Annotated in this window: 13 protein-coding genes; 10 read left to right on the forward strand and 3 right to left on the reverse strand. The window is 30.1% G+C overall.

All coding sequences use genetic code 11. The features are described from left to right. Nucleotides 1-264 precede the first annotated feature (264 nt). The 8 genes from IO99_RS00845 to IO99_RS00880 all read left to right on the forward strand — a co-directional run bounded on the left by IO99_RS00845 (nt 265) and on the right by IO99_RS00880 (nt 9,659). Nucleotides 265-1,071 (forward strand): ABC transporter permease, encoded by an 807-nt coding sequence (locus tag IO99_RS00845; protein WP_035129140.1) that lies wholly within the window; start codon nt 265-267, stop codon nt 1,069-1,071. A gap of 15 nt (nt 1,072-1,086) precedes the next feature. Continuing rightward, complete coding sequence (locus IO99_RS00850) at nt 1,087-1,944, forward strand: ABC transporter ATP-binding protein (protein WP_035129143.1); 858 nt, start codon at nt 1,087-1,089, stop codon at nt 1,942-1,944. 15 nt (nt 1,945-1,959) lie between these two features. Then, nucleotides 1,960-4,671, forward strand: coding sequence for a CDP-glycerol glycerophosphotransferase family protein (locus IO99_RS18200; protein ID WP_051823805.1), 2,712 nt, complete (start codon nt 1,960-1,962; stop codon nt 4,669-4,671). Between the two features lie 38 nt (nt 4,672-4,709). Next, entirely contained in the window at nt 4,710-5,435 is a 726-nt protein-coding gene (locus IO99_RS00860) for a phosphocholine cytidylyltransferase family protein (protein ID WP_051823806.1), read from the forward strand. A 19-nt stretch (nt 5,436-5,454) separates the two neighbouring features. Next, the gene (locus IO99_RS00865) at nt 5,455-6,498 is read left to right on the forward strand and encodes an iron-containing alcohol dehydrogenase family protein (protein ID WP_051823807.1); all 1,044 of its coding nucleotides are present in this window, start codon (nt 5,455-5,457) and stop codon (nt 6,496-6,498) included. Nucleotides 6,499-6,614: 116 nt separating this feature from the next. After that, nucleotides 6,615-7,817 carry a CDP-glycerol glycerophosphotransferase family protein gene (locus IO99_RS00870; RefSeq protein ID WP_035129145.1) on the forward strand — a complete coding sequence of 401 codons (1,203 nt, stop codon included), beginning with the start codon at nt 6,615-6,617 and terminating at the stop codon, nt 7,815-7,817. Next, nucleotides 7,814-8,911, forward strand: a complete 1,098-nt coding sequence (locus IO99_RS00875) for a CDP-glycerol glycerophosphotransferase family protein (RefSeq protein ID WP_084178017.1) — start codon at nt 7,814-7,816, stop codon at nt 8,909-8,911. The genes IO99_RS00870 and IO99_RS00875 overlap by 4 nt, the downstream gene beginning before the upstream one ends. 205 nt (nt 8,912-9,116) lie before the next feature. Then, entirely contained in the window at nt 9,117-9,659 is a 543-nt protein-coding gene (locus tag IO99_RS00880) for a transposase (protein WP_035129148.1), read from the forward strand. A gap of 112 nt (nt 9,660-9,771) precedes the next feature. On the opposite strand, the gene IO99_RS00885 is transcribed toward IO99_RS00880, so the two are convergent. Then, nucleotides 9,772-10,200 (reverse strand): CBS domain-containing protein, encoded by a 429-nt coding sequence (locus tag IO99_RS00885; protein WP_035129150.1) that lies wholly within the window; start codon nt 10,198-10,200, stop codon nt 9,772-9,774. A 286-nt stretch (nt 10,201-10,486) separates the two neighbouring features. Here IO99_RS00885 and IO99_RS18205 point away from each other — a divergent pair, with 286 nt between their 5' ends. Further along, the gene (locus tag IO99_RS18205) at nt 10,487-13,330 is read left to right on the forward strand and encodes a M4 family metallopeptidase (protein WP_051823808.1); all 2,844 of its coding nucleotides are present in this window, start codon (nt 10,487-10,489) and stop codon (nt 13,328-13,330) included. A gap of 174 nt (nt 13,331-13,504) precedes the next feature. Here IO99_RS18205 and IO99_RS00895 read toward each other — a convergent pair whose 3' ends face one another. Then, nucleotides 13,505-15,529 carry a methyl-accepting chemotaxis protein gene (locus IO99_RS00895; RefSeq protein WP_051823809.1) on the reverse strand — a complete coding sequence of 675 codons (2,025 nt, stop codon included), beginning with the start codon at nt 15,527-15,529 and terminating at the stop codon, nt 13,505-13,507. A gap of 399 nt (nt 15,530-15,928) precedes the next feature. On the opposite strand from IO99_RS00895, the gene IO99_RS00900 reads away from it, so the two are divergent. Further along, complete coding sequence (locus IO99_RS00900) at nt 15,929-16,708, forward strand: SGNH/GDSL hydrolase family protein (RefSeq protein ID WP_035129152.1); 780 nt, start codon at nt 15,929-15,931, stop codon at nt 16,706-16,708. 353 nt (nt 16,709-17,061) lie between these two features. Here IO99_RS00900 and IO99_RS00905 read toward each other — a convergent pair whose 3' ends face one another. Then, nucleotides 17,062-17,640: a sigma-70 family RNA polymerase sigma factor gene (locus IO99_RS00905; protein ID WP_035129153.1), complete on the reverse strand. Its 579-nt coding sequence runs from the start codon at nt 17,638-17,640 to the stop codon at nt 17,062-17,064. Nucleotides 17,641-17,742 lie beyond the last annotated feature (102 nt).

Below are 17,742 nucleotides of genomic sequence, written 5' to 3' on the forward strand. Positions count from 1 at the left end.
ACTAACAGACTTCTAAGTATCAATTTATTTGATACTTAGAAGCCGTTGTCCTTTAGGGGAAATCGTTATCCAGGGACGTAGCAGCTCTTTCTCCCACTTTAAAGAAAATGGGAGTATTAGAGCTGATAGTCATCGGATAAAAGTAATAAATCTTGTTAGATGTTAGTTGATGTGATAAAATGATATAAGATTTGAAGAGAAAGATAAGAAAAAATTTTTATAATCATAGTAATTTTTAAGAGAAGATATTATAAAGAGGTAAATATGATAAAGAGCATAAGGTATGTAGTAAGTGAAAATATAAGCAATATATATAGGATTTTTTTAATTGCTAAATATGAAATATTAGCAGAAAACAGAGACTCTAAGTTAGGAATACTTTGGAATGTATTAAATCCACTAATTCAAATTTCAACCTATTGGTTTGTCTTTGGAATAGGTATAAGAAGTGGTAAACCAGTAGATGGAATTGAGTTTTTGGACTGGCTATTAGCAGGAATGGCAGTATGGTTTTTTATTAGTCCCTCAATAAGGAAGGGAGTAACGTCTATTTCTTCAAAGATAAAGGTAATAAGAAAAATGAAATTTCCAGTGAGTATTTTGCCTACAACAGTAGTGGTGGAAGAAGCCATTATTCATTTATGTATGCTGGTAATAATATATGTTATTTTTCTTATTAGGGGTATGGTACCTAGCCTATACAATTTTCAGGTTTTATACTATTTAATATGTGGTATGGCTTTTTCAGTATCTTTAGCAATGATAACATCAGTGCTTAATATGTTTACAAGAGATGTGAAAAAAATAGTTAATGCAACTATGAGAATGTTAATGTATATAACCCCTATATTATGGACAATGGATAAGATGCCTAAGAATATACAAAAAATTATGAAGTGTAATCCAATATATTATATCGTTCAGGGGTATAGAGATAGTTTCTTCTATCATGAGGGAATATTATCTAATGTTAATGAGATGATAGTGTTTTGGGTAATTATAACGACTATGTTTATAGCAGGGAGTACATTAATGTACAAATTTAGACATAGATTTGTTGACATGATGTAAAATGGAGTGAAACCAATGGATAATCAGTATTCAGTAGAATTTAAAAATGTGTCTAAGATATTTAAATTGAAGAAAAGTAAGGGTAAATCAAATCATAGAAATTTTTATGCATTAAAAGATATTAGCTTTAAGGTTGAAAAAGGGGATGTAGTAGGTGTATTGGGAACCAATGGTTCAGGAAAATCTACTCTTTCTTCAATTTTAGCTGGAATATCTGAAGTGGATGAAGGAAATGTTAAAATAGTAGGGGAGCAATCTTTAATAGCAATAAACACAGGGTTAAATAGTGAGTTAACAGGCCTTGAGAATATTAAAATGAAGGGTGCTCTATTAGGTTTGTCTAAAAAGAGAATAGATGAGATAACTGAAGGTGTTATAGAGTTTGCAGAGTTAGGGGATTTTTTATACCAACCACTTAAGACTTATTCTAGTGGTATGAAATCAAGGTTAGGATTTTCTATATCTATAAATCTAAACCCTGATATAGTTATAATTGATGAAGCCTTATCTGTAGGAGATAGCAGTTTTTCAGCAAAGTGTATTAAAAAGATTGAAGAATTTAAAACAGAAGGTAAAACAATATTTTTTATTAGCCATTCCATATCACAAATTAAGAGCTTTTGTAATAAGGGTTTATGGATTGAAGGTGGTTACCTAATGGAATATGGTGATCTAGAAAGTGTTGCAGATAAATATGAAGCCTTTGTAGATGAATATAAGAAGAAAACACCAAAGGAAAAGAAAAAGTTAAAAAATGAAGCCTTTGAAAAAAGAATTGCAGTGGATAGGGATAAAGATACTGATAATAAGAGCAAAATAGCATTGTTTTCATGTTTGAAGAAAGTAAAATGTCTATTGAAGGTTAAAGGATAGAAGGGATATGGCATAATGAAAAACAAGTATATAAAAAATGTATATATTGAAAATGATAAAATTTATATAAAATCTGATAAGGAACTATCTAAGCTAGTTTTATTTAGCCCTAAGGTTCTATTAAAGGTTAATTGCTTTGAAAATGCAATTGATTTACAAGAGATAATAAAAAATAATTGGTGTTTCTTTGGCGAAAAGTCTCAGTTTATACTGTGTAATGATTATGAGGAAACAACTTCCCTAAGGTTAAATCAAATGAAGACCGTGGGTGAAAACTATATATGTAAAGGTTTTAATTTGAAAATAGGTAAACAAATGTATGTGATTGATATATTTGTAAATGGAGAAAATGAAGTAGAGCTAATAATAGAAAAGTATAAGGATGAAAGTAGTAGCTATTTTCAAATTGACACAAGCTATATTAGAGAGAATTTCCTACATATTAAAGGACAACTTAAGGGTTATGAAGAACTAGAAGCTAATCATAATAAAAGTTGTGGCACTGAGGATATGAAAGCTAAGTTAATGATTTACGATAGAAATCAAGAAAATCTTGAAGTAAACCCAAGTGAAGTACAAGGAGAAACATTATGGTTTAAAATTCATATTGATGAGGTACCAAGGAATGTTGAAGGTAATGTAAATACATTGCTAATAATTGAAGATAGAGTTCTTGATGTTAAGTTTAAAGAGGAAGTAAGATTTCAAAAGATTAAGTATGAAGATGAACAGGGCATGAAGAATTTAATTATTAAATCTGAAGATAAAACTAAGAGTTTAGTCTTTGATATAAATGGGAAACTTGCTATAGCACCTATTATTAAAAGGATGAGTTATGAAGATGGAAATATAATAATTAATGGAAATCTTAATGCTACTATAGATGTTTTTCAGGTTCCAGGGGTGGAAACTGTTATTAAGCTCAGTGCTGCAGATAACAGTATAATTATTGCAAATTCCTTAGAGGTAGTACAAGGAAGTTTTAGTTATGTAATTAGCAGCGAAGAAATAGGGGATATAAAAAGAGCATTTTCTGGGGAATGGAATTTAAAGATAGAGATGCTAGAAAATAATGAAGTTTTAGTAAGTGAAGATATATCCTATAAAAATAGTGAAGATGATATTATACTTTCTGAGATGATAAGAGGCGGAAGAGATAATATTTTAATAAAAGCTTACCTTACTGAAGTTGAAAAAAAATTAGCTTTATCAGTAGAAAGCGAAATAAATATAGATCAGATTTTATCAATATATGTTGGAAAGAATAAGTTAAAAATAAAATATAGAACTAAAGAGAATGTTGATAAATTATTGAATTCAAGATTGATTAAAACTAATGTTGCCACTGCAAGTAGAGAGTTGACATGTAACAAGGTTGTTAAAAAGGGTAAAAAAACTTATGTTTGTCATTATAAGTGTGATAATGTGAAGGATTTCGTAGATGAGATGCTATTAAAGGGAGTAACTTTATATACACAAATTGATACTCAGGAGTTTAAAAATGTCGTATCTGAGATTAATAGATATTCTATTTTCTTTAGTAAGTATGATATAGTACAATCTAGTAAAAAATATAAAAATCTATGCTTAAAATTATATAATGATATATTCTTAAAGTGCCCAGTTAAAAAGAAAAGGGTACTATTTGAAAGTTTTCTAGGAAGAAATGTATCAGGAAATCCTAAGTATGTCTATAATTACTTTGTAGAGCAAGGGTTAGATAAAAAGTATGAATTAATATGGATTTTAAATAATACTGAGGATGAGGTAATAGGTAGAGCTAAAAAGGTTAAGAGGAAGACTTTGAAATATTATTATTACATGGCTACAGCTGGTTATTGGGTGTTTAATGCAAGACAAGCTGATGAAATAATTAAAAGACCAGAGGTTTCTTACTTACAAACTTGGCATGGTACACCATACAAGACCTTAGGTAATGATATGTTTAATGCAAGTATGCCAGGGGTTAAAGATGTTAATGATTATAAAGAAAAATTCTATAGAAACTCTAGAAGATGGGATTATCTTATTGCTCAAAATAATTATTCTGCAGAGATATTTAAAAGAGCCTTTTCCTTTGATAAGGTAATGCTTCCTTATGGATATCCGGCAAATGATATTTTATACAAAGGAAACAATGAAAAATACATTAATGAATTAAAGGATAAATTCAATTTACCTAAGGATAAAAAAGTAGTAATGTATGCACCAACATGGCGTGAGGATAATTTTTATAGAAAAGGTCATTATAAAATGACTATGGAATTAGAGCTGGATAAGATGATGAAAGCTCTAGGTGATGAGTATATCTTAATTTTAAGAATGCATTACTTAATTGCGAATACAATTAATGTTTCTGATTATGCTGGGTTTGTGTATGATCTGTCTCAAGGCTGTGATATACAAGAGCTTTATTTAGTATCAGATGTAATGATTACAGATTATTCATCAACTATGTTTGATTATGCAAACTTAAGAAGACCAATGGTTTTCTTTGCCTATGATTTAGATAAGTATACAAATGATTTAAGGGGAGCTTACTTTAGTTTACCAGAAGTGGCACCAGGTCCAGTGGTAAAGACTACTGAAGCAGTTATTGAGTCTTTAGAAGATATATCAAAAGTAAAAGAAGAATATAGAGAAAAAGAAGAAGCGTTCTATAATAAATTCTGTCACCTAGATGATGGATACGCAGCTAAGCGTGTTTATGAGACAGTATTTAAATAAAATATAAATATAAAATGGATTTAGTGGAGGAGAAATAAATGAAAGCAGTAATTTTAGCAGCAGGCATGGGAAGTAGATTAGGAGATATAACTAAGGAAATTCCAAAGGCTTTATTGCCAGTTGAGAATACAACTTTATTAGGAAGAATATTAAATGATATTAAAGAAATGGAAAGTGTTGAAGAAATCTTAATAATAACAGGCTATAAATCAGAAAAAATAAGTGAATATGTTAGCGAAAACTTTTCTGAATTAAATATTACCTTAAGATATAATGCAGAGTACAATACAAGTAATAATATTTACTCAGTTCATCTTTGTGAAGAAGAATTAAAAGACGGATTTATATTATTTAATTGTGATATCATATACAATCCATTAATATTAAAGGATATTGATAAAACTAATGATAGTTTTATGATTGTAAACACAAATATAGTTTTAGATGAAGAAGAAATGAAAGTAAAAGTAAATGGTAATAGAATAGTAGAAGTTAGTAAGAAAATAGCACCTAAGGAAGGCTTTGGCGAATACATAGGAATTTTAAAATTTGAAAAGAATGAAGCACAAGCTACATTTGAAGAGATAAAAAGACTTGTTAATAATGGAGAGGTTAATATTTATTACGAAGATGCAATAAATAATATACTTGGTAATATTAAAGTTAATGCAAAAGAAGTAAATGAATTTAAATGTACTGAAATAGATACTGAAGAAGATTATAAGAGAGTACTAGATAGTATAGTACAATTTAACATAAAATAAGAATAAAGAGGCGATTACGTTGGAAAATAAGTTTCAATTACCAAATCTACTTAAAGTTGAACGAAACGTTATTAGTGATATAAAAAGTATTTTAGAAGAAGAAAATATTAAGTATTCTAAGTATGTATTTGTTGTTGATGAGAATCTAATTAATGTTTATAAGGATAAAATAGATTTTATAATTAACCAATTAGGAGAAGATAATTATATTTTCTGTGTCACTGATAATAGTATAAAGGAAGTTAGTAAGTTAAATGAAAAAGTATTTAACTTTAAGGCAGATTTAATAATAGGATTTGGTGGAGGTAGAGTATTAGATATATGTAAGTACGTTTCTTTTATGAGTAGAGTTAAATTTATTAGTATGCCAACTGCTTTAGCTCATGATGGGATAGCATCACCTATAGCTGTTCTAAAAGATAAAACCGGAATTACAAATAGTTGTGGTTGTGAACCCGCAACTGCAATTTTAATTGATTTAGATATAATTAAAAGTTCACCTCTTATATTAAAGCAATCAGGGGTGGGAGATTTAATATCTAATATAGTGGCATTGAAGGATTGGAAATTGGCAGAGAAATATAATGGTGAACGCATCAATGATTTTGCTGTAATGCTATCTAAAAGTTCAATTGCGTCTATAATAACTAGAGAAGAAATGTCATTGGATGATTATAAGTTTTTAGAGACTTTAAGTTATGCATTAATAATGAGTGGAGTAGCTATGGAAATAGCAGGCACTAGTAGACCTTGTAGTGGATCAGAGCATATGATTAGTCATTCCATTGATTACATATTAGGTGGTAGGGCACCCCATGGAATTCAGGTAGCTTTGGGTACAATAATTTCCTTAATGCTATATAAGGAAGATTATTCAAACATAATAGATATATATAAAAGATTAGAAATTAGTCTTCCTAAATTGACACGAGAAGAATTTTTAAGGGTTATGGATTATGCACCTGAAACAAGAAAAGGTAGATATACTATTTTTGATACAATTGATGATAAAAAGGTGTATGAAAATATCTATGAAGAATTGTCTCATATGGGAATATTTTAAAGATGAGGGTTGTTATCGACAACTCTCTTTAAGAGTTTTCATAAAATTTACAATAATAGTTGTAAAATAAATATAGCATTGTATAATTATGCTAAAGGGTTAGGAGACGAAGTGATATGAATATAGTTAAAACATTAAAGAAGGTAGTATTCTTTTTTGTGACATGTGTATATAAAAGTCTTTATAAACATATAAAGGTTGATGAAAAGACAATTCTATTTGTGGCCCACTTGGGTAGAGGCTATTTGTGCAATCCCAAGTATATATATGAATATATGCAAGGAAAAGAGGAATTAAATGACTTTAAATATGTTTGGGCATTAAAAAACCCCAATATAGAAATTCAAGGTGCTAAGGTAATTAAGTATAGAGGCCTTAAGTATTTTTATTATCTTGCAAAATCTAAGTTTTGGGTAATAAACTCTAAATTGCCTGAGTACTGCATTAAGAAGAAAAATCAAGTATATATTCAATGCTGGCATGGGACTCCTTTAAAGAGATTGGCCCACGATATTTCTGTTGCAGAGGAAACAACATTTTTTAGATCTAAGCAAACTAGAGATGAGATGTTAAAGTCCTATGATATAGATGTAGCTAGATATAATTATTTACTTTCTCCTAATAGACATTCTACTGAAAAATTTATGAGCTGTTTTAATATTGAAAGAGAAAGAGTAATTGAAACTGGATATCCAAGAAATGATTTTTTAGTTAATATAACTGGGGAGAAAATAGAAGAAATAAAAAATAGACTAAACATACCTAAAGATAAGAAGGTAATATTATATTGTCCAACTTGGAGAGATAATAAGTTTAATGATAAAGGTTATTATTTTGAGCTAAAGGTAAACTTTAATATGTGGCATGAGAATTTAGGAAATGATTGGGTAGTAATTTTCAAACCACACTACTTAATTGCCAATAAGTTTGATTCTAAGGGTTTAGAGGATTTCCTATATATTTTCCCGGAAAATTATGATATTAACGAATTATATGTAGTAAGTGATATTTTAATTACGGATTATTCAAGCACATTTTTTGATTACTCTATTTTAAATAGACCTATACTTTTCTATATGTATGATAAAAAAGAGTATAAAGAGGAATTAAGAGGTTTTTATTTAGATGTAAACAAAGATTTGCCAGGACCAATATTTGAAAATGAAAATGAGTTAATAGAAGCTATAAAAGATAAAAACATATTTGAAACTTATAAGGATATTCTGAAGAAATTTATTGGTCAATACCATGAGTTTGAAGATGGACATGCTTCTCAGAAGGTGGTTGAGAAATTAATCATAAGGGAAAGATTAAAATGAAAAATATAATAGTGTATTGTATATTGGCTGTGGTGAATTTAATAACATATCCCCTAAAAGTGAAAAGTAATAAAATTACCTTCATATGTTATTGTAGTGATAAATTGAAAAGGGATTTTAAACTTATTTCAAAGAAATTAGAGAAAGAGGACTCCTATGAATTAGTGTATGTACTCACTAATTATGAAAATTCCCTAAAAGGAAATGTGGCATTTTTATTTAATTGTATGAAGCAAGTGTATCATGTAAATACATCAAAGGTAGTGCTTTTAGATTATAATAATTTTGTTGTATCTAATTTCAAGAAAAAGGAAGTAAAGGTAATACAAGTTTGGCATGCTTGTGGTGCTATTAAAAAGTTTGGGAATGATATAGAAAGAGAATATCCAATAAAAAATTATGACTATGTTTTAGCTACTTCAGAAGAGTGGAAAAAGCATTACTCAACTGCCTTTGGGGTTAGTGAAAATAGTGTTCTCCCTATAGGAATTCCTTTAACGGACAATCTTTTTTCTAAAGAAAAGATGAAAAAGTACAAAAGACATATGCTCAAGAAATTCCCAAGTATAAAAGGGAAAAAAGTTATAGTCTATGCACCTACATTTAGAGGAGACCCAATATATGATATAAAATATCAAGATATAAATTTGCAATACTTAAAGGAACAATTGGGAGATGAGTATGTAATAATATACAAGCTTCATCCTTCCTTGGGAGACAGAGTAATTGCCAATGATGAAAGTATTATTGATGGAAACAGTGAAAGTATAAAAAGATTATTTTCCATTGCAGATTACTTGATTTCAGATTATTCATCAGTGATTTTTGATTTTTCAATAATGAAAAAGCCAATGATATTCTTTGTGCCAGATTTGGAACAATACAAAAAAGAACGGGGAATATATATGGACTACGAAGAAACTATGCCAGGCCCTATCTGTAAAACTGAAGAAGAAATAGTACAGGCTATTTTAAGTGAAATTTCTTATTCTGATAAAATAGAAGAGTTTAAAAATAAATACTTTAAATATCAAGATGGTAAATCCACTGAAAGAGTAGTAGAGCTAATAGCAAATTTATGTAAGGGGGTCTGACCCCCTAACAAAATTTGTAAGGGGGTCAGACCCCGAGGAAAAAAAATCCAGGGGGTCAGACCCCGAGGATTTTTTTTCCAATTTGAAGAAGGATATTTTTTAATATTCTTCTTTTTTTTATTTAAAGATATTTGTTTTAAATGTTTAAAATAAATATCCAAGGATATAATCTAAAGGAATAAAATTCCATAGAAGGAGATTGTATATGGCTAGGAAACTTCGTATTTGGTATACTGGAGCAATATATCATGTTATGTGTAGAGGAAATCGTAAAAAAGATATATTTTTAGACAGTGAGGATTATCAAGTATATTTAAAAATTGTAAAAAAGGTTAAAGAAGAATTAGATTTTGATATTTATAGTTATTGCTTGATGACGAACCACGTACATTTAGCAATTGGTACTAAAGATGATGACATAGGAAATATCATGAAAAAGATAAACATGCTGTATTCTATTTACTTTAATAGAAAGTATGATTTGATAGGACACCTATTTCAAGGAAGATACAGATCAGAATTAATACAAGAAGATAAGTATATATTAGAGGTTAGTAGATATATACACTTAAATCCCTTAAGAGCAAATATGGTAACAAATGCCCAAGATTATAAATGGAGTAGCTATAGTACGTATTTGGGATTATCAAAGGAAAAAATAATAAATACAGAAAGAATACTTTCTTACTTTGGAGAAATAAATGCAAGAAAATCATACAAGGTATTTATTGATAATGGTATTAGATAGGATGTAATAAAATGTAATGGAGTAAAAAAATGTAACGGGGTCTGACCCCCTAACAGTTTTTGGAAGGGGGTCTGACCCCCCTCCAAAAAAAGGGTGCGACCCCAACTTTAAATTACATTTGGTTACCTGTTGGTTCAGATATACTCTTAAGAGCATCTTGGGCATTGTCAGAAAGAATAGGTTCAAGGGAAATATCTCCCAGTGAAACAATACCTACAAGACTATTATTTTCTACAATTGGAAGTCTACGTATCTGTTCTCTACTCATTATTTCAGCAGCATCATGAACATCCATTTCTGGGTTCCCTACAGTAGGATTTGAAGTCATGATATTTCTCACTTTTGTTTGGGCTGAATCCTGACCTGAGGCTACAGATCTTAAAGCAATATCACGATCAGTAACTATACCATTTATCATTTTATTACTACATACTGGTATGGAACCAACATTATATTGTTTCATAAGTTGAGCAGCTTTCTCAATAGAATCCTCTGGGGTTAAACAAGCAACATCTTTTGACATAATTTCTTTTACTTTCATTAATTTCACCTCCATATATAGAGTAACCAATTAAATTATTATTTATTAGCTAGGAATTCTAAAATTTTTTGAAATTGATACTAGATATAGGTCTATATATGAGTCTATAAAAATCAAGAAAGCCTAAAAGATTTTTAAATTAGCCTAAAAATTCAAAATATTCTAAAAACAACCTAAAAATTCTAGCAAAATAGTTACATTTTTTTAATAATTATGGTAATATGATAAATAGGTGTTGACTAAATTATTAAAGTCGGGCCATTTGCTAGAGAAATGGGGGATAATTATGGGAAAAAAACTTATTTCACTTATTTTAGGCTTATCATTAACTTGTACTGTTTCGGCACCTGCCTTTGCTGCGGAATTAAAGGTAGACAAAGAAACAAAAAAAGTACAAGCTATAGAGAAACTTGAGAAGTTAAGTGATAAGACAGTAGAACTAAAGGAAAATGATGGACAAGTCTTTTTATCAGGAGAGCTTTCTGATAAAAAAGTTCCAAGCGAAAGTTCAGCGACTAAATTTTTACAGGAGAACAAAGACATCTTTGGAATTGACAATGCAAAAGAGGAACTAAAGGTTGTTGAAGTAAATAAAGATGACATAGGAGATACTTTTGTAAAGTTTGCACAAGTTATTGAGGGAACAGAAGTGCATAACAGCTTAATAAATGTGCACTATGATAAAAATGGAGTTATAGTTAGTGTTAATGGTAATCTAGAAGAAAATAAAGAAATCACTACCCTTGGTAGTAAAGATATTTCTCCTGAGGAAGCTATTAAAATAGCAAAAAGTCAATTTGAATTTAAAAAATTAAAAAAGACGCCAAAGGCTGAAAAGTTAGTAATAACTGAAGATGGTGTGAACTATGAAGTTTACAAGATAAATATTTTCTTTATGGAGCCTACCATAGGAAGTTACAATGTTTTTGTTGAAGTAAATTCTGGTAAGGTAATAAAAATAGAAAATAAGATAAGATATAATACTCCAGTAACTGGAACAGGTATTGATGTTCTAGGAAAAACTAGAGAGTTAAAGTTAAGTGAATATAAAGATGAAGCTGAAGATAAAGTACAATATGGAATGTTAGATTTAACAAATGAAGCCACAGAAGCTATAGCTACCTATGATGCTAGTAACAGCACCGAGGAACAACCCAATATACTTTTAGTTTCAAATACTACTAAGGCGTTTACAGCTGAAGAACATAAAGCTCCAGTAAGTGCCCATTATAATGCAGATAAGGTAATAGGATTTTATAAAAAGTTATTTAATAGAAATAGCTTAGATAACAAAGGAATGGCAATAGAATCAATTACTCATCTTGGATCAAATTACAATAATGCCTTTTGGGCTGAAGATATGATGTTTTACGGAGATGGAGATGGAGAAGAATTTACATACCTAAGTGGAGATTTAGATATTGTGGGTCATGAAATGACCCATGGATTAGTAGAGTATACAGCTGGTCTTGTATATGAGTATCAATCAGGTGCATTAGATGAATCTATGGCTGATGTGTTTGGAGTTCTTATTTCAAGTTATAATAAGTATAATGTTGCTAATGGAGGAAGTTGGAAATTTGACCCAGCTGATTGGGTTGTAGGGGATGATGTTTATACTCCTGACATTCAAGGGGATGCTTTAAGAAGTTTAGCAGACCCTACCCTGTATGGTCAACCAGCTCATATGGATAATTATTGGGACCTTCCTAATACAGAAGAAGGCGATAATGGTGGAGTTCATGATAATTCAGGGATTCCAAATAAGGCAGCATATAATATAGCTAGTAATATAGGAATGGATAAGACTGCAAGGATATATTATAGAGCTTTAACTCAATACATGCATCCAGATACTAATTTTCAGCAAGCAGCATACTGCCTTGTACAAGCAGCTGCCGATTTATATGGAAAAGGATCTAATGAGATTACAGCAATAAAGAATAGTTTTGCTTCAACTGGAGTGGCATATGAAGGACAAAAACCAGTCATTTCAGGAGTTACAGCTAAGAATGTAACAGTAGGAAATGCATTCAATACAAAGGATGGAGTTACAGCTGCTGATCTTGAAGATGGTAGTTTAACTACTAAAATAGCTGTTAATGGAACCATAAATACAAATAAAGTAGGTAAATACACTTTAACATATACAGTAACAGATAGCGATGGAAACAAGGTAAGTATACCTAGAGTTATTAATGTTATTGCTAGAAATGTACAAGTATCTTCATTAATAGGTGTAAATAGATACGATACAGCAGTTAGCTTAAGTAAGAGTCAATTTACAACTGCAAGTACTGTAATGATAGCAAATGGTGGGGCTTTAGCAGATGGATTAGCTGCTACACCACTAGCGACCTTTAAAAAAGCACCTTTACTTTTAACAGGAGCAAGTAGCCTTCCAGAAGGAACTAAAGGTGAAATAAAGAGATTAGGCGCTAAAAATGCTATTATTGTAGGTGGAACTAGTGTAGTGAATGAGAGTGTAGAAAATGAATTAAAAGCACTAGGTGTAACTAATGTAGAAAGAATTGGTGGAACAGATAGATATGACACATCTTTAGCCATCGCTAAATATATAGATAATAACTGCTATGATGTAAATAAAGTAGTTATAAGTAATGGATTTGGTCAAGCAGATGCCCTATCAATAGCTTCCGTAGCAGGTAGAGATAAGATGGCAATAATTTTAGTACAAAAGGATACAGTTCCTACTAATATTTATAGTTGGTTACAAGAAGAGACACTAGAAAATGCTTATATAATAGGTGGAACCACCGTTGTAGCTGACAGTGTTTTAAACAAAGTTAATGGAATCACTTCAGAAAACATAACAAAAAATAGACTAGGTGGTAAAGATAGATATGCAACTAATGCCATGGTTATAGATAAATTCTTTGGAAGTGTTGTAAATAAAACTTATATAGCAAAAGGACTACAACTAATAGATGCTCTAGCAGCAGGTCCAGTTGCAGCCCTTAATGGATCACCAGTAGTTTTATCAGGAGTTGACTTAACAACAGAGCAAAAAAATGTGTTAGATAAGAGGTTTGGAAATATCATCATAAGAACTGGTGGAGGAATTGCAGATAAAGCAGTAAATTCTTTAAAGAGTTGTATTCAACAGTAATTAAGTAATAGAGTCCAAGTATGGAGTATGCTACCATATCCTAGACTCGAATATAAAGCTGGTGCGGTATTTCGCACCAGCTTTATATTATGTGCAAATCATTGGTATTTATACTGAGCCGTGAGGCAAAAGAAACCAGAGGTTCATATTTAAAAATCTTATGAAATTTGATTTTTAAACTTTAAATTTCATAATAATTGTTTGTAAATTTTGTGCTAAATTTGATAGGTTTTCACTAGAGCTTGCAATTTCTTCTATAGAGGCAACTTGTTCTTCCATGGATGCTGTTGCTTCTTCAGTTGCAGCTGCACTTTCTTCAGCAAGGGCTGAAAGCTTTTCTAAAATATCTAGTATTTCATATTTTGTTTTTTCCATCTTTTCTCCTGAAACATTTAACTGTTTAACTACTTTTCCAGATTCTTTCATTGCTTCAGCAATTAACATATACTTATCTCTAGTATTAATTACACTACTAGCTTGTTCTTTAGATATATTAGATAGTCTTTCCATTGTATTTACAGCATTTTTAGCATTTCTTTGCAATTCATTAACCATTCCATCAATCTCTTTTGTAGAAGTGGAAGATTGTTCGGCTAATTTTCTGATTTCCTCTGCTACCACTGTAAATCCTCTACCTGCATCCCCGGCTCTTGCTGCTTCTATTGCTGCGTTTAATGCTAATAAATTAGTCTGCTCTGCTATAGAGGCAATAACATTACTTGCTTGTCCAATTTTATTAGAACTATCATTGGTTTTTAATATAACTTCATATATCTCTTTTGTTGCATCATTGCTTTCTTCTGTTATTTTTGATAGGGTATCAATGTCATTTAAACCCTCATTAACCACTTCTGTTACCTTCATTGAAGCAGTATTTAAATTTCTAACATTTTTTTGATCTTTTTCAATGATTTCTCCCAATATAGTAGCTTTTGAAGAACCTTCTTCCGTAATTAGTGATTGTTCAGAGGCCTCCATTGCTATTTCTTCTACTGTTTTTGATACTTCGTCTACAGCTATGGCTGATTGTTGTGAAGTAGCCGTCAACTCCTCTGAAGCAGCAGTAACTTGTTCAGAAGAATCACTGACTTTGTCAATAATATCCCTAAGATTATTAATTATCCCTTGTAGAGCTTTGGCTAAGGCTCCAATTTCATCATTTTTTTTGAGATAGTCTTCAGAAATATCTTCTGTAATATCTAAATTAGCTATTTTTTCTGAATGTTTTATTGTTTTTATAATAGGTTTAGTAATGGACCTACCAATTAAATATGTAATAGCAATACTAATAAATAAAATTATAGAAGTAACTATTATAATTGTTCTTTGTAGCCTAGGAATTGCAGATAAAACTTCACTCTTGTTGGCAATAGTAATAAATATCCAATCAGTACCTTCAATAGGAGCAAATCCAGCATATAAATCATTACCGTCAAGGGAATAGGTGCTAACTCCTTTCTTATCTTTCAATGCTTTCTGAAGTAGCGTAGACATTGAGGTTAGACTTTTATCCTTTTTCATTTCTTCAGACGGATTAAACTGATTTAATACTTTTTCCCTGTCTGGATGAGCAATTATTGTTCCATTACTATTAATAATATAGCTATATCCTTCATCACCATATCCAATATCATCTATAATTTCACTTAAAGCATTTCCGTCTCTACGCCCTATTAAAGCACCTACAACTTTACCATCTCTCTCAATAGGGGCTGCATACATTAAAACAATTTCATTGGTCACACGACTAATTAATAAGTCAGATACATTAACTTCGCCATTTAAAGCCTTTTTTACATATTCTCTATCACCTAATTGGTTAGTTGATCCATTTGAATAACGGGCAGTACCATTAGGCTCAACCACAGCAATATCAAGAAAATTTAGTCCTTCTACTTGCCTTTGTAGTATAGGTTGTTGTAATGTCCAATCCATGCTCTTAATTTTGTCTAATAGAGCTATTGTTTTTAAGCACTGTTCTTGAGTCTCACTTCTGCTCTCTGTTACTCGTGCTCCTTCAGCTGCTAGTGAAACTAGAGATTTTTCTGCTTCTTTTGTAAGAGCAATATTAATATTTTGTGTAGAAATCATTTCTAATGAAATTGATGATAATAAAATTAGCACAGAGAAGTAGATAACTAATTTTGTTTTAATACTTTTTATTTTAAACTTCCACTTAAAGTTTTTTAGACTTTTCATTCTCATACCTCCATTTAATTAATATATAGATTTTGGTTTTAATAACTACTACTTAAGGGTAGATATTTATAATATGTTATATGTGACATAGTGTAAATAGGTTACTTTAATAATAAATATTACAAAATATGTAGTTAATGTTCCAATTCATATTATAACAAATTATCCTATAAAACAACACAATTAAAATATTTTATACAAATAATACTATTTTTTTAACTTCAATAATCAAAAAAATTAAGTTTAGGTTATTAACTGATGAATCATAAGCCTATAGAAATTGAAGGTAGGAGTTCTAAATTTCAATATTACTTTGAAAATATACAAATATAGGATATAATATACTGGTAGGGAGGGGAATATATAATAAAAGATGGTGTTAAAACCATATTATGTATAGTGTTATCCGTTGCGTTAATTGCTACTTTGGCTTTAGGTATAAATAGATCTAAGAAGGAAAAAGAAAAGATTTTAGAAAGTAAAAAGCTATATGAAAACTCAATAAATCAAACATCTAAACCGAAAGAAGAGAAAAAAGAAGGTAATGTAGAGGGTGAAACCCAAGGAAGTGAAGAAAAGTTTATTTTGGAAGGAAAAACTCTACTTTCTCTTGGAGATGGAGTTTCAAAAGGAAGTACTTATCAAGAAAAGGTAAAAACTCTTTTGAATTTAAAAAGTGTAACAAATAACTCTAATAATGGCTTAGTTATGAATAGTATGCTTAACTTAATTAATGAAAAAGCCCTTAAGGATACAGATATTATAATTATTATGGTAGGTACTAATGACTATACTAACGGAAGAGCTCTAGGAACTAAAGATGATGGGGGAGAAGTTGAATCCTTTTACGGAGATGTGCAAGCGGTTATAAATGCAGCACAACAGGCTAAGCCTGAGGCAAAACTTGTATTTTTAACTCCATTAAAGCATGGATATATTGAAGGACAGCCAAGCTATCCTGATAAAAATAATATTGATCTTGGTTTAGAAGATTACTGCATGGCGATTAAAGAAGTATGTGATAAGAATTCTATACCAGTAATAGACTTGTTTAATGAAAGTGGCATAGAAGCAGAAAACATAGCTGATTATACTGTAGATAATATGAACCTAAATGAAGCTGGAAACGAAAAAGTAGCCAAGAGTATCAGCCAAGCTCTACAAGAGATATTTAAGTAGTATATGATAAAGTGGATACGCCTTGTATATATGCAACGTAGATACGCTTATTATTTATGTAGTTTTGTAATATAAATGAAAATTCTTATTTATGACAAGTTAATCATTTGTAACCAAAATTTAATGAAAAAATTCTAAAGCTCCTGCTTAGTAAAATTGATTACCTTCACTATTCGCCTTCATGGCTCAGTGTTCAGCTCTTGCCTTCCGTGGAAAGAATTACAGCAATTTTACTACTTGGAGCTAAGAATTTTTAACATTAAATTTTAAAAGGTTTCTGAATTCATTAACTTTTGTCATTTCTAAGAATTTCCAATAGGAATTATTTAAATTGCTTATTATTTATAGAGTATTTATATACATAAAGAATTAAGTGAGGACCTTAGCTTGTTAATAGCTACGGTTCTTCTTTTTGCTGCAGTTGAATAATTAAGATTTCTGGATTTTGAATAATCTTTTAGGTTGCCTTCACAATTTATGTAGATGAAGGTTATAAGATCTCTTAAGTTTTCTTGGAGGTTGTCCACTTCTTTTTTTATAAGTTTATACACTTCTTTTTCTATAAAACTATCTTCAGTTGATGCATCAGCTATTAAAGTATCTTCTATTCTAAGGTTAGTTTCAATTGGAGCCTCGATGGTTTGTACTTCATTATCTTTTGCTCTTTGCCTTATTAGGTAATTAAAATTATTTTTTATTGCATAGGATATATAAGCTGTAAAATTGCCTTTTTCCGGTGTGTATTTTTCAAGGCAACGCATTAAGGTTATGTTTCCCATTTGAATTAAGTCTTCCATTTCATAGCCGCGGACATGAACCTTTGAAGCTTGTTTAATTATTAGGTATTTGTATTCATTAATCAATTCTTCCATTGCATTTTGGTCTTTATTTTTTGCTTTTAATATAAGATTCTTTAAATTGGAATAATCCATAGATATAACCTCCTAAAATACTTTAATAATATATATGCATTTTTTTGAAAAAGTGGAAACATAACTGATAAAGAAATTTTAACACAAACGTTAGTTTGTGTA

The sequence above is a fragment of the Clostridium sulfidigenes genome, from assembly GCF_000732635.1.
Classification (GTDB): domain Bacteria; phylum Bacillota; class Clostridia; order Clostridiales; family Clostridiaceae; genus Clostridium_J; species Clostridium_J sulfidigenes.